General features: G+C 64.6%; 14 protein-coding genes. 7 read left to right on the top strand and 7 right to left on the bottom strand.

The genetic code is table 11. The annotated features are described in order from the left end of the window. Positions 1 to 57 precede the first annotated feature (57 nt). Positions 58 to 1,443: an FAD-binding oxidoreductase gene (locus tag FJ490_RS08995; RefSeq protein ID WP_140514015.1), complete on the top strand. Its 1,386-nt coding sequence runs from the start codon at positions 58 to 60 to the stop codon at positions 1,441 to 1,443. A gap of 91 nt (positions 1,444 to 1,534) precedes the next feature. On the opposite strand, the gene FJ490_RS08990 is transcribed toward FJ490_RS08995, so the two are convergent. Then, positions 1,535 to 2,350 carry a thioredoxin family protein gene (locus FJ490_RS08990; protein WP_140492249.1) on the bottom strand — a complete coding sequence of 272 codons (816 nt, stop codon included), beginning with the start codon at positions 2,348 to 2,350 and terminating at the stop codon, positions 1,535 to 1,537. 180 nt (positions 2,351 to 2,530) lie between these two features. Between FJ490_RS08990 and FJ490_RS08985 the strand changes: the two genes are divergently transcribed. Continuing rightward, positions 2,531 to 3,208, top strand: coding sequence for a ceramidase domain-containing protein (locus tag FJ490_RS08985; protein ID WP_140559230.1), 678 nt, complete (start codon positions 2,531 to 2,533; stop codon positions 3,206 to 3,208). A gap of 38 nt (positions 3,209 to 3,246) precedes the next feature. Here the strand turns inward: FJ490_RS08985 and acnA are convergent, their stop codons facing one another. After that, positions 3,247 to 5,937: an aconitate hydratase AcnA gene (gene acnA, locus FJ490_RS08980; RefSeq protein WP_140628251.1), complete on the bottom strand. Its 2,691-nt coding sequence runs from the start codon at positions 5,935 to 5,937 to the stop codon at positions 3,247 to 3,249. Positions 5,938 to 6,221: 284 nt separating this feature from the next. On the opposite strand from acnA, the gene ccmA reads away from it, so the two are divergent. From ccmA to FJ490_RS08960, 5 genes are all read left to right on the top strand, one after another. Then, a complete protein-coding gene (gene ccmA / locus FJ490_RS08975; RefSeq protein WP_140728685.1) occupies positions 6,222 to 6,830 on the top strand; it encodes a heme ABC exporter ATP-binding protein CcmA in 609 nt (202 codons plus the stop codon). A 196-nt stretch (positions 6,831 to 7,026) separates the two neighbouring features. Then, positions 7,027 to 7,692 (top strand): heme exporter protein CcmB, encoded by a 666-nt coding sequence (gene ccmB / locus FJ490_RS08970; protein WP_140514012.1) that lies wholly within the window; start codon positions 7,027 to 7,029, stop codon positions 7,690 to 7,692. Beyond that, complete coding sequence (locus FJ490_RS32640; RefSeq protein WP_181165197.1) at positions 7,679 to 7,828, top strand: hypothetical protein; 150 nt, start codon at positions 7,679 to 7,681, stop codon at positions 7,826 to 7,828. The genes ccmB and FJ490_RS32640 overlap by 14 nt, the downstream gene beginning before the upstream one ends. Beyond that, positions 7,825 to 7,998: a heme exporter protein CcmD gene (gene ccmD / locus FJ490_RS08965; RefSeq protein ID WP_140492264.1), complete on the top strand. Its 174-nt coding sequence runs from the start codon at positions 7,825 to 7,827 to the stop codon at positions 7,996 to 7,998. The genes FJ490_RS32640 and ccmD overlap by 4 nt, the downstream gene beginning before the upstream one ends. After that, the gene (locus FJ490_RS08960; RefSeq protein ID WP_140492460.1) at positions 7,995 to 8,576 is read left to right on the top strand and encodes a DsbE family thiol:disulfide interchange protein; all 582 of its coding nucleotides are present in this window, start codon (positions 7,995 to 7,997) and stop codon (positions 8,574 to 8,576) included. The genes ccmD and FJ490_RS08960 overlap by 4 nt, the downstream gene beginning before the upstream one ends. 14 nt (positions 8,577 to 8,590) lie before the next feature. Here FJ490_RS08960 and ppa read toward each other — a convergent pair whose 3' ends face one another. From ppa to FJ490_RS08935, 5 genes are all read right to left on the bottom strand, one after another. Beyond that, positions 8,591 to 9,124, bottom strand: coding sequence for an inorganic diphosphatase (ppa, locus tag FJ490_RS08955; protein ID WP_140728684.1), 534 nt, complete (start codon positions 9,122 to 9,124; stop codon positions 8,591 to 8,593). Between the two features lie 190 nt (positions 9,125 to 9,314). Further along, entirely contained in the window at positions 9,315 to 9,821 is a 507-nt protein-coding gene (locus tag FJ490_RS08950) for a GNAT family N-acetyltransferase (protein WP_140492466.1), read from the bottom strand. A 116-nt stretch (positions 9,822 to 9,937) separates the two neighbouring features. After that, positions 9,938 to 10,576 carry a TPM domain-containing protein gene (locus FJ490_RS08945; RefSeq protein ID WP_140514007.1) on the bottom strand — a complete coding sequence of 213 codons (639 nt, stop codon included), beginning with the start codon at positions 10,574 to 10,576 and terminating at the stop codon, positions 9,938 to 9,940. An 8-nt stretch (positions 10,577 to 10,584) separates the two neighbouring features. Continuing rightward, positions 10,585 to 11,394 carry a YgcG family protein gene (locus tag FJ490_RS08940; protein WP_181165206.1) on the bottom strand — a complete coding sequence of 270 codons (810 nt, stop codon included), beginning with the start codon at positions 11,392 to 11,394 and terminating at the stop codon, positions 10,585 to 10,587. A 51-nt stretch (positions 11,395 to 11,445) separates the two neighbouring features. Continuing rightward, the gene (locus tag FJ490_RS08935) at positions 11,446 to 12,081 is read right to left on the bottom strand and encodes a LemA family protein (RefSeq protein ID WP_140728683.1); all 636 of its coding nucleotides are present in this window, start codon (positions 12,079 to 12,081) and stop codon (positions 11,446 to 11,448) included. Positions 12,082 to 12,137 lie beyond the last annotated feature (56 nt).

Below are 12,137 nucleotides of genomic sequence, written 5' to 3'. Positions count from 1 at the left end.
CCGGACGGGAAACCGCTCCACACTTTTCCTGGAATCGCACGGAGAACGGATCACAAGATGCAAGCCCAGCGCAATGGCGACGTGTCGTTCTGGTATGCCGACATAGGTGGCCCGCCGGCCAGCCGCCCACCCTTGCCCGGCGACATCGAGGCCGATGTCTGCATCGTCGGCGCCGGCTATACCGGACTGTGGACGGCCTACTATCTGAAGAAGGCGGAGCCCGCGCTGCGCATCGCCATCGTCGAAAAGGAGTTCGCCGGCTTCGGCGCCTCGGGCCGCAATGGCGGATGGCTGTCCGGCGGCTTCAGCTGGTCGCGCGAGAAATATGCAAAAACCTCCTCGCGCGGGGCGGTGATCGACATGCAGCGCGCCATGTCCGGCACGGTCGACGAGGTGATCGCGATTGCCGCTGCCGAAGGGATCGACGCCGATATCCGCCGCGTCGACAACATCACCGTCGCCACAAACGCCGCGCAGCTTGAGCGCGCCAAAGCCGAGTACGAAGAGGCCCGGCACTGGGAAATGCCGCCGGAGCGGTTGGCCTTCCTCGGTGCGCAGGAAGCGCGCGAGCGCATCGCCATCGACAATGTACTGGGCGCCTTCGTCGTGCGCGACGTCGCGCGCGTGCAGCCGGCCAAGCTGGTGCAGGGTCTGGCGGCGGCGGTCGTTCGGCTCGGTGTTCCGATCTACGAGCAGACGCAGGTGCTGGCGCTCGAGAAGGGCAAGGTCACCACCGACCGCGGCGTCGTGCGCGCCGAAAAGATCGTGCGCGCCACCGAGGGCTTCACCGCCGGCATTGCCGGCTACGAGCGTCTCTGGCTGCCGCTGAACAGCGCCATCGTGGTGACCGAGAAGCTGCCGCAGAAGCTCTGGGACGAAATCGGCTGGAGCGGCTACGAGGTGCTGGGCGATGCCGCGCATACCTACTGCTATGCGCAGCGCACGCGGGAAGGCCGGATCGCCATGGGCGGCCGGGGCGTGCCCTACCGCTTCGGATCGCGCACCGACACGCGCGGCAAGACACAACAGGCGACCATCGACCAGCTGCACGAGATCCTGACCAGGCTGCTGCCGCAGACCAAAGGCGTGCGGCTCGACCATGCCTGGTGCGGCACGCTCGGCGTGCCGCGCGACTGGTGCACGACGTGCGGCTTCGATCGCGAAAGCGGCATCGGCTGGGCCGGCGGCTATGTCGGGCTCGGCGTTTCCAGTTCGAACCTGTCCGGCCGCACCTTGCGCGACCTGGTGCTCGGACACGACACGGAGCTGACCCGGTTGCCTTGGGTCAACCGCACGGTGAAGAAATGGGAGCCGGAGCCGCTGCGCTGGCTCGGCGTCCACGCCATGTACCAGCTCTACCGCATCGCCGACCGGCGGGAGGCAAATGGCCTGGGGCGGACGTCGCGCCTCGCCGCTTTCGCTGATCGCCTGACCGGCCATTGAGGCAGGTCACTCAAACGCGATTCCGTTTGGTCGACAGGCATGAATGGAGACCGACAGCGCGTCGCATCATTTCCGTTTTCGGCGGCGCGCTTCAGAGCCTTCGATCGAACGGCGCATCGGAACCGGGGCGGTGAATGAAGGCGGCGCCCAGGATGGGCCCTGGCAGGCCGTCCTTGCCGACGGACTGCAAAAGCACGGCGCAGCCGCCCTTCTTGGAAATCTCACTCATCGGCAATTCGTAGCGCTGCGCCTTGCCGTGCCAGATGCCCGCTGTCTGGATGCCGGTCACCGCGTTCCAATAGGTCATCTTGCGGCCCGTGTTCTCGCCCTGGCCGATCGTGACCGTCTGCGGCGGCTCGAAATAGACGATGACGACATGGGCATCGCTGGGACCGGTCCCGCCATCGCCGGTATCGATCATGACGCGGTCGCTGGTCCGGCTGACCTTGATGGCGACCCGCATGTCTTCGCCGATCCTTGCCATGCGGGCGAGTTGGCCATCGACCTCGCCGCGATTGGCGCCGTTGACATGGACCCGGCCGTTGATGACCGCCTGCGGCGTATAGACTGAGCGGTTGCCGAAGGCCCGCATATACTCATATTGCCGCTCGGTGTTTTCCTTGCTGCTCAGCGTGTCCCGCCAGCCGAGATAATCCCAGTAGCCGACGTGATAGGAGAGCGCGACAAGATCCTGCCTGGCGGCAAGTTCGGAGAAGAAGGCGTCGGCAGGCGGGCAGGAACTGCAGCCTTGGCTGGTGAACAGCTCGACCACGCCCACGGGCCTGTCGCCCTGGGGCTTGTCGGCCGGGAGCCCGCCGGACTCGCCGGCGTGCCCGGCACCGGCAAACGCCGAGAAGGCCAGCGCGAACGCTGCCAGCCACAATGATCTACGCGAGGCCATGACCATTCCAATTCCCGCCGGTGATGCCGGCTTTGTTTTGATTGGCTGAAATATGTGGCAGAACCGGAAGTCAACGGGAAGTCACGTTGCGGTGAAATTTTGCCATTGCAAGCCTGGGTAGGGCGGCAATAGGAGAAGCCCACTGCATTTCAACCGGCGGTTCGATTCGGGGGCGGGATCATCATCATGTGGCAAAGTTTCCTGGCTCCAGTCGATCTCTATTGCGAGCGAACCGGTCCTGAACTTTGGGCCGAGCCGGTGAATGCTTTGACCAACCTGGCTTTCATTGCCGCGGGACTATGGGGCGTCCGCGAAGTGCGGCGATGCAGGACCGGCATTTTCGCCGAGGTCCTGGCCTGGTGGGTGGTGGCGATCGGCGTCGGCTCGACGATCTTTCACATCTTCGCCACCAAGGGAACGGTCTGGGCCGACGTGGTGCCGATCGCCGGCTTCACGCTGGCCTACACGCTGTTCAACCTGCGCCGCTTCCTGCGCCTGGAATGGGGCAAGGCGATCGCGATCTTCGTCGTTTTCTATGCCGTTGTCGGAGCGATAACTCTGGCCGTGCCGGATTGGCTGCGCCAGGCGTCGAACGGCACCACAGGCTACCTGCCGCCGTTCCTGGCGCTCGCCTTCTTCGGTGTCTGGGTGACGGCCAGCGGCAATCGCGCCGGCTGGTATAATCTGGCCGGATCGGCGATCTTCGTGCTGTCGGTCATCTGCCGCATGGTCGATCCGCTGGTCTGCACCAGCTTCCCGCTCGGCACGCACTTCCTCTGGCACCTGCTCAACGGGCTGATGCTGGGCGTGCTGCTGGCCGCCGCGGCGCGCTACGGCGCGCCACAGCGAGGCAGTAGGCAGTAGGTTCTATTCCCTACTGCCCAAGCCCTACTCCCTTGCCGCTACGCGGCAAGATCGCGCAACACGTACTGCAAAATGCCGCCGTTCTTGAAGTAGTCGAGTTCGTCAAGCGTATCGATGCGGCAGATGATCGGCACCTTCTTCACCGTGCCGTCGCTATAGGTGATCCTGGCTTCCATCTTCTGGCGCGGCTTGAGGGCGTCCAGGCCGTCGATCTCGACCAGCTCATCCCCTTTCAGGTTGAGCGAAGCCCATGAGGTGCCTTCCTCGAAGACGAAGGGGATCACTCCCATGCCGACCAGGTTGGAGCGGTGGATGCGCTCGAAGGATTGGGCGATGACCGCGCGGACACCAAGGAGATTCGTTCCCTTGGCCGCCCAGTCGCGCGACGACCCGTTGCCGTATTCGACGCCGGCGAAGATGACCAGCGGCACGCCTTCCTTCTTGTATTGCATCGCCGCGTCGTAGATCGATTCCTCTTCCTTCGAGGGATAGTGGATGGTGTAGCCGCCTTCCCTGCCGTTCTCGCCCAGCATGTGGTTGCGGATGCGGATGTTGGCGAAGGTGCCGCGCATCATCACCTCATGGTTGCCGCGGCGCGTGCCGTACTGGTTGAAGTCGGCAACGCCGACGCCATGCTCGGTGAGGTATTTGCCGGCCGGCGAGGCGGCCTTGATCGAGCCCGCTGGCGAGATGTGGTCGGTGGTGATCTTGTCGCCGAACAGGCCCAGCACGCGGGCGCCCTTGATGTCGCCGATCTTGCCGAACCCCGTGGTCATGCCGGCGAAATAGGGCGGATTCTGCACATAGGTGGAATTGTCGTCCCAGGCATAGGTCTGGCCTTCCGGCGCCTTGACGTTCTGCCAGTTCTCATCGCCCTTGAATACATCGGCATATTTGCGGGCGAACAGCTCGCGCGTCACGTTCTTCTCGATGAATTCCTGGATTTCCGCCGAGCTCGGCCAGATATCCTTGAGGTAGACCGGCTTGCCGTTCCTGTCCTCGCCGAGCGGCTCGGTGGTCAGGTCCTTCGTCACCGTGCCGGCCAGCGCGTGCGCCACGACCAGCGGCGGCGAGGCGAGATAGTTGGCCTGCACGTCGGGCGAGACACGGCCCTCGAAGTTGCGGTTGCCGGAAAGCACCGCGGCGGCAATCAGACCCTTATCGTTGATGGTCTTGGAGATCGGCGCCGGCAGCGGGCCGGAATTGCCGATGCAGGTGGTGCAGCCGAAGCCGACCAGGTTGAAGCCGATCTGGTCGAGCTCCTTCTGCAGGCCGGATTTCTCGAGGTATTCGGCGACCACCTGGCTGCCTGGCGCCAGCGAGGTCTTCACCCAGGGCTTCTGCTTGAGGCCGAGGCGATTGGCGTTGCGGGCGAGCAGGCCGGCGCCGATCAGCACGCTCGGGTTCGAGGTGTTGGTGCAGGAGGTGATGGCGGCGATGACGACATCGCCATGGCCGAGATCATGGCCGGTGCCTTCGACGGCGTAGCGCTTCGAGATTTCAGCCGCCTTCTTGTATTCGGTGTCCATAGCCTTGACGAAGCCGGCCGGGATGCCTTCCAGCGCGACGCGGCCCTCTGGGCGCTTCGGGCCGGCCATCGACGGCACGACGTCGCCGAGATCGAGCTCCAGCAAGTCGGTGAAGACCGGGTCGGCGGAGCCTGCGTCACGCCACATGCCTTGCGCCTTGGAGTAGGCTTCGACCAGCGCGATGCGGCTTTCCTCGCGGCCCGACATTGTGAGGTAGCGGATGGTCTCGCTATCGACCGGGAAGAAGCCGCAGGTGGCGCCATATTCAGGCGCCATATTGCCTATGGTGGCGCGGTCGGCCAGCGTCATATTGGAGAGACCGGGGCCGAAGAATTCGACGAACTTGCCGACGACGCCCTTCTTGCGCAGCATCTGGGTGACGGTGAGCACGAGGTCGGTGGCGGTGACGCCCTCCTTCAGCTTGCCGGTGAGACGGAAGCCGATGACCTCGGGCAAAAGCATGGAGACGGGCTGGCCGAGCATGGCCGCCTCGGCTTCGATGCCGCCGACGCCCCAGCCGAGCACGCCGAGGCCGTTGATCATTGTGGTGTGCGAATCGGTACCGACGCAGGTGTCGGGATAAGCGGTCGTTTCGCCGTCCTCGGTGTTGGTCCACACCACCTGGCCGAGATATTCGAGGTTGACCTGATGGCAGATGCCGGTACCGGGTGGCACGACGCGGAAATTGCGGAACGCCTGCTGGCCCCATTTCAGGAACTTGTAGCGTTCCTCGTTGCGCTCATATTCGAGCTCGACATTGCGCGCGAAGGCCATCGGCGAGCCGAACTCGTCGACAATGACGGAATGGTCGATGACGAGGTCGACCGGCACCAGCGGGTTGATCTTTTGCGGGTCGCCGCCGAGCGAGGCCATGGCGTCGCGCATCGCCGCCAGGTCGACCACCGCCGGAACGCCGGTGAAATCCTGCATCAGGACGCGGGCAGGGCGATAGGCAATCTCGACGCCGGCCGTCCCCTTGTCGGTCAGCCAGCCGGCGACGGCCTTGATCGAGTCCTTGGTGACGGAGCGGCCGTCCTCGTTGCGCAGAAGGTTCTCCAGCAGAACCTTCATCGAATAAGGCAATTGGGCGATGCCGGTGAGCCCGTTCTTCTCGGCCTCGACGAGGTCGAAATAGGTATATTCGGCGTCGCCCGCTTTCAGCGTGCGGCGGCAATTGAAACTGTCGAGGGATTTTGACACGTGCGATCCGTCCTTGTCTGTTCAGCCTGAAAGGGAACGGACGCCGATGGCATGCAATCACGCGCAAAGGTGCGGGTACGGCCATTTCCGCTGTCCGCTCCCAAGCAACCCGAGCCGTTCAAGGCGGCGCGTGCGCTGGTTCGGCGCTAGTTCTGTTCCCGCGCCGACCGCTGGCACGGATGCACCGCATATAGAGAATTTTCTGGAATAGTTCTAGACAGTTAAAAAGCAAATTTGTGCGATGCGGCAGGGGCCGAGGCGGATTGTTTCAGGGCGGGCGAGGGATGCGGCTTATCGCCGAAAATCTGGGCGGCGAACGCGGCGGCGAGACGGTGTTTTCGGGCATTGGCTTTGAGCTCGATCAAGGCCAGGCGCTTGTCGTCACCGGGCCGAACGGATCAGGCAAATCGACCTTGCTCAGGATCGTCGCCGGACTGCTGCCGAAGGCTGAAGGCAATTTGCTGATCGAGGGCGGCGGCGATGAATTTCCGTCGATCGCTTCGGCCTGCCACTATCTCGGCCATCAGAACGCAATGAAAACGGCGCTCAGCGTGACGGAAAACCTGCGCTTCTGGCGCGACTTCAACGGCGGTGGATCCTTCGGCGTCGAGGAGGCGCTGGAGACGGTCGGACTGGGCGGCATCGGCCATCTGCCGTTCGGCTATCTCTCGACCGGGCAAAGACGACGCGCGGCGATCGCGAAACTGCTGGTCAGCCACCGGCCGATCTGGCTGCTCGACGAGCCGACCGCCGGGCTGGACAGGGATTCGGAGGCGCGATTCGCGGGATTGATGAGGGGGCATTGTGCGGATGGTGGGATTGTCGTCGCGGCAACGCATCTGCCGCTCGGGATCGAGGGGGCGCAGGCGTTGAGGATGGGGCAGGCCTTTTGATGACGGCACTCTACGGCGCCCCCCTCTGTCCTGCCGGACATCTCCCCCTCGAGGGGGGAGATCGGCTGCCAGCTTGGCTTTCGCCAATTACAACGGTTGAAAGATTGGCGCGCCACCGAAGCTGCCAATCTCCCCCCTCGAGGGGGAGATGTCCGGCAGGACAGAGGGGGGCGCTCAAGCGCGAGTATCTCATATCATGCTAGCCCTCCTCCTCCGCGATATCCGCCTTTCGATTCGGGCCGGCGGCGGGGCGCTGACGGGCGTGATCTTCTTCCTCGCCGTGATCGCCACCATTCCCTTCGGCGTCGGGCCGGACCTGAGACTGCTTGCCCGCATCGGCCCGGCGATCCTGTGGATCGGAGCACTGCTCTCTTGCCTGCTCGGCCTCGACCGGTTGTTCCAGGCCGACCGCGAGGACGGCTCGCTCGATCTCCTGGTGCTTGGCAACGACCGCCACATGCTGGCGCTGACGGTGCTCACCAAATGCCTGGCGCATTGGGCGGGCAGCGTGCTGCCGCTGGTGGTCGCCGCGCCGCTGCTCGGCCTGTTCATGAACATGGAGCCGATCGCCATCGGCGCCACGGCGCTTACGCTGCTGGTCGGCACGCCGGCGATCACCTTCATCGGCGCCGTCGGCGCGGCGGTGGCGGTGGCGCTGCCGCGCGGCGGGCTCCTGATTTCGGTGCTGGTGCTGCCGCTGACCATCCCGGTGCTGATCTTCGGGGTTTCGGCGAGTTATGGCGCGACGGCCAATCCCGATCCGTTCCTGCAACCTTTCCTCATTCTTGCCGCGCTGACGTTGTTTCTTGCCGTGCTCGGACCGCTGGCGGCGGCGCTGGCGCTGCGCCATGGCACGGATTGAGGCGGCCATGACCGGCAAGGGCTGCGGCGCGGCGGCCAATTGCGCGGTCACCGGCGCGGGGCTAAGGGAAGGCATGATCGAGCACGGCGGAAGGATCGAATTGGCGGGCGGCATGCCGACGAGGCAGCCGGCATGAGCCCGCATGCGCTCTACGTCACCGCCGCCTATGCCGTCACGGCGATTGCGCTGGCCGGGCTGATCGGCTGGATCCTGCTCGATCAACGGGCCCGCAAGCGCGAACTGGCCGAACTCGAGGCGGCGGGCGTGCGCCGACGCTCCGACAAGGGCGGGGAGCGCGTGTCATGAGCACGGATATGCCAACGCCGGCGCCGGCCCGGCGCCGCCTGTTCGTGCTGTTGCCGCTGCTGGTCTTCCTCGGGCTGGCGGGGCTGTTCCTGGCGCAGCTCCTGTCGGGGCGCGACACTTCGGAGGTGCCGTCGGCGCTGATCGGCCTGCCGGCGCCGCCGACCAACCTGCCCCCGCTGGACGGCACGAACCTGCCGGGACTCGATTCGAAATCGTTTGCCGGCAAGGTGACGCTGGTCAACGTCTTCGCCTCATGGTGCGCGCCTTGCCGCGAAGAGCACCCGGTGCTTTTGGGGCTGGCGCAGGACAGGCGCTTCACCATGGCGGCGCTGAACTACAAGGACCGGCCGGAAAACGCCCGCCGATTCCTCGGCGATCTCGGCAATCCGTTCCAGGCGATCGGCGTCGACGAGGCCGGCCGCACGGCGATCGACTGGGGCGTCTATGGCGTGCCGGAAACCTTCGTCATCGGCAAGGACGGCAAAATAGCCTACAAGCATGTCGGCCCGCTGACGGCCGAGACGGCTCGGACGCTGCTGTTGCCGCAGATCGAGAAGGCGCTGGCCGCGCCGAACTGAGGCGACTGGCCGGCCTACTTGCTTGCCTTGGCCCGCTCGATCGCGTCGACGATCATCTTCTTGGCGTATTTGGAATCGTACCAGCCCTCGATCTTGACCCATTTGCCGGGTTCGAGATCCTTGTAGTGCTCGAAGAAGTGCTGCACCTGATCGCGGGTGATCTCGGGCAGCTGCGTGTATTCGGTGACGTTCTCGTAACGCAACGTCAGCTTCGGCGACGGCACGGCGATGACCTTCTCGTCCTGGCCGGCATTGTCTTCCATGATCAGCACGCCGATCGGCCGCACATTGATGACGCAGCCGGGCACCAGCGCGCGCGTGTTGCAGACCAGCACGTCGATCGGATCGCCGTCGCCAGACAGCGTGTGCGGAACGAAGCCGTAATTGCCGGGATAGCGCATCGAGGTGTGCAGGAAACGGTCGACGAACAGCGTGCCGGCCTCCTTGTCCATCTCGTATTTGATCGGCTCGCCGCCGATCGGCACCTCGATGATGACGTTGACGTCCTCGGGCGGATTCTTTCCGGTGGCGATGGCTTCAATACGCATGACTTATCCCTCTCTCGATTGGCAGACCGATAGCGGGCGGCGCAAAATGGTGCAATGCGGCGAATGGTGCTCAAGAACGCCCAGCAAGACGCAATGGCATTCAATGCGTTCAATCATTAGCAGAAGATGTTTCAGTGTCGTGATTGCGTAGGTTGCGCTTCGCGCCGCTTACGCGATCGTTCCTCGCCGGTCATTCCCAGACGAAAGCAACCTTCTTCAGCGCCTTCTGCTCGAATATCTCGACGCCTTCGGCGATATCGCGGCCGCCGGCGCCGGAATAGAAGGCGAGCGCGTTCTGATTGTCTTCCAGCGCCCACACCACCGTGCCCTTCAATCCGTGGTCGGCAAGCCGCGCCCGTGCCGCCTTGAAAAGCCGGCTGCCGAGCCCGATGCCCTGATATTCCGGCCGCAGGTACAATTCATAGATCTCGCCCTGCTGCTTGAGTTCGCGGGCCCGGTTCTTGCCGATCGTGGCGTAGCCGGCAACCGTGCCGCCAATCTCGATCACCAGGACGGTGGCGGCGCGGCGGATGGCATTGGCCCACCAGTCGGCGCCGCGACGGTTGATCATCGATGTCAGGGTGCGGTGCGGGATGATGCCGCTATAGGCGCCGCGCCAAGCCTGCAAATGCACGTCGGCGATCGCCGCGGCGTCGCGCGATTCGGCTTTGCGGATATCGATGCTCAGCGTATTCATGATTTGTTAACCATAAACCCGCATCGCTCGAATGCAAGAGTCCGGGCAGTCCGGAGGACGCTTTCTCACAGGCCGTCATCGCCTGCGCGATGCGCGTTCGAGGCTGTCGGTGGAGCTCAAATCTCGACCAGATGATCGTCGAGCTCGTTGGTGTCGCCCGACGTGACCGGGAAGTGCTCGGCGAGCACCGCTCCAACCGATCGGATCGCCTTGACGAAGCCGTCGGCAAGCCGGTCGTCGCCGGCATGTGCGGTAAGCTCGCGCACCACATCGTCCCAGACATGCTGGCCGACCTTGGCGTCGATGCCTGAATCGGCGACCACCTCGGCGTAGCGCTCGGTGACCGAGACGAAGACCAGCACGCCGGTGCGCGCGGTCGTGCGGTGGACGTTGCGGGCCAGGAACTGCTTCAGTGCGTTGTCATGCGCGGTCTGATAGCGCAGCCGTCTCGGCACCATATGGATGCGCAGCCCCGGAAAGGCCCATAACAGCAAAAGAAAGCAGGCCAGCGCCAGAAGCTGGGCAATGACGAAGTGCGGCAGACGGATGGTGAGCCACCAGGCCTCGAGCCCATAGGCGACGGCGAGGCTGACCAGCAGCGTGGCGAGAGCCGCCACGAAGGCAGCCGGAAAGAAGTAGTTGCCGCTGGCATGCGCCACCACGCAGTAGATTTCGCCGTCGGTCCTTGATTCGGCGGCGCGGATCGCCCCGGCGATGCGCTCATGGTCCTGCGGGCTGATCGGTCGTATCGCCATGATCCCTCTCACCAGCTTCCCGAAGAGCCGCCGCCGCCGGAAGAGCCCCCACCGCCGGAGAAACCACCGCCGCTACCGCCCGAGGACCAGCCGCCGCCGCCCGACCAGCCGCCGCCACCTGACGACCAGCCGCCACCCGACGATCGCCGGCTCGGCTCGAACGTCATGCCGAGCCAGCGGTAACGGCCGGGACCGATCTTCTGGCCGAAGATCGGCGGCAACACCGAGGCCGCTATGCTGCCGAAGAAGATGAGCGCCCAGATGCCGATGAAGATGGCGAAGAACAAATCGTCGGAATTGAACGGCGCCTGCTGGTTGCGCTTGCCGCGTGCTTCCAGCTCCTCGGGATTGCCGTTGAGCACCATGATCATGTCGTCGACGGCCTTGGTGATGCCGCCGGAGAAATCGCCGGCACGGAAGGCCGGCACCATGTCGTTTTCGATGATCAGCTTGGTGTGCAGGTCGGTCAGCGTGCCTTCCAGCCCGTAGCCGACCTCGATGCGCATCTTGCGGTCGTTCGGCGCGACCAGAAGCAGCACGCCGTTGTTCTCCTTCGCCTGGCCGAGTTTCCAGAACCGGTACAGCCGGTTGGCATAGGGCTCGATCTCCTCGCCGCCGAGACTGGGAATGGTGGCGACGACGATCTGATCGGAGCCCTTCGTCTCGAAATCGGCAAGCTTCTGCGTCAGTGCCGCCCTGGTCGCCGCATCGATGATGCCTGCATTGTCGACGACACGGCCGGTCAGCGCCGGGAGCTCGGCGGCGAGGGCCGCAAATGGCACCACGAGAACGAGGAGCAGGACAGCGACGCGATACATGGCGCGTCGTCCCTCATTGGCGAGCAGGATCACCACGTCGGAATCCGGCAATCATCCGCCCTGTTTCGTGCCGAAATCGACCTTCGGCGTCTGCAATTTGTCCTCCTCGACCGTGAAATTGGCGAAGGGCTCGTTGCCGCGGAACCAGAACGTCGCCCACAGCACCGAGGGGAAGGTCCGCAGCGTCAGATTGTAGTCCCTGACCGCCTGGATGTAGTCACGCCGCGCCACCGCGATGCGGTTCTCGGTACCTTCGAGCTGCGCCTGCAGCGCCAGGAAGTTCTGGTTGGCCTTCAGGTCCGGGTATGCCTCCGACACAGCAAGCAGCCGCGACAGCGCGCTGGTCAGCCCTGCCTGGGCATCCTGGAACCTCTTGAGGGCTTCGGGATCCTTCAACGTTTCTGGCGTTACCGTGACCTGCGTCGCCTTGGCGCGCGCCTCGACCACCGCGTCAAGCGTGTCCTTTTCGTGCGAGGCGTAGCCCTTGACCGTCTCGACCAGGTTGGGGATGAGGTCGGCGCGGCGTTGATACTGGTTCAGCACCTCACTCCACGCCGCCGTGGCGTTCTCCTCCGCCGTCGGGATGGTGTTGTAGCCGCAGCCGGCAAGCAGCGGCAGCATGACGGCCATCACCAGCAAGGCGGGCAGCGTGCGGAATGTCGGGAAAGCAAGGCGCTGGGCAAACATGATCGGTCCCCTCGGTAGAAGTTGCATGCGAAGCATTACCACAATCGGCGCGCAAG

Origin of the sequence: Mesorhizobium sp. B2-5-11, assembly GCF_006440835.1 — a bacterium.
GTDB lineage: Bacteria > Pseudomonadota > Alphaproteobacteria > Rhizobiales > Rhizobiaceae > Mesorhizobium.
This window is presented reverse-complemented; position numbering and strand designations above follow the sequence as displayed.

Bases quoted from the DNA above. Each gene is read 5' to 3' on its own strand.
- FJ490_RS08995 (WP_140514015.1), top strand. From the start codon at position 58: ATGCAAGCCCAGCGCAATGGCGACGTGTCGTTCTGGTATGCCGACATA.
- FJ490_RS08990 (WP_140492249.1), bottom strand. From the start codon at position 2,350: ATGGTCATGGCCTCGCGTAGATCATTGTGGCTGGCAGCGTTCGCGCTG.
- FJ490_RS08985 (WP_140559230.1), top strand. From the start codon at position 2,531: ATGTGGCAAAGTTTCCTGGCTCCAGTCGATCTCTATTGCGAGCGAACC.
- ccmA (WP_140728685.1), top strand. From the start codon at position 6,222: ATGCGGCTTATCGCCGAAAATCTGGGCGGCGAACGCGGCGGCGAGACG.
- ccmB (WP_140514012.1), top strand. From the start codon at position 7,027: ATGCTAGCCCTCCTCCTCCGCGATATCCGCCTTTCGATTCGGGCCGGC.
- FJ490_RS32640 (WP_181165197.1), top strand. From the start codon at position 7,679: ATGGCACGGATTGAGGCGGCCATGACCGGCAAGGGCTGCGGCGCGGCG.
- ccmD (WP_140492264.1), top strand. From the start codon at position 7,825: ATGAGCCCGCATGCGCTCTACGTCACCGCCGCCTATGCCGTCACGGCG.
- FJ490_RS08960 (WP_140492460.1), top strand. From the start codon at position 7,995: ATGAGCACGGATATGCCAACGCCGGCGCCGGCCCGGCGCCGCCTGTTC.
- ppa (WP_140728684.1), bottom strand. From the start codon at position 9,124: ATGCGTATTGAAGCCATCGCCACCGGAAAGAATCCGCCCGAGGACGTC.
- FJ490_RS08950 (WP_140492466.1), bottom strand. From the start codon at position 9,821: ATGAATACGCTGAGCATCGATATCCGCAAAGCCGAATCGCGCGACGCC.
- FJ490_RS08945 (WP_140514007.1), bottom strand. From the start codon at position 10,576: ATGGCGATACGACCGATCAGCCCGCAGGACCATGAGCGCATCGCCGGG.
- FJ490_RS08940 (WP_181165206.1), bottom strand. From the start codon at position 11,394: ATGTATCGCGTCGCTGTCCTGCTCCTCGTTCTCGTGGTGCCATTTGCG.
- FJ490_RS08935 (WP_140728683.1), bottom strand. From the start codon at position 12,081: ATGTTTGCCCAGCGCCTTGCTTTCCCGACATTCCGCACGCTGCCCGCC.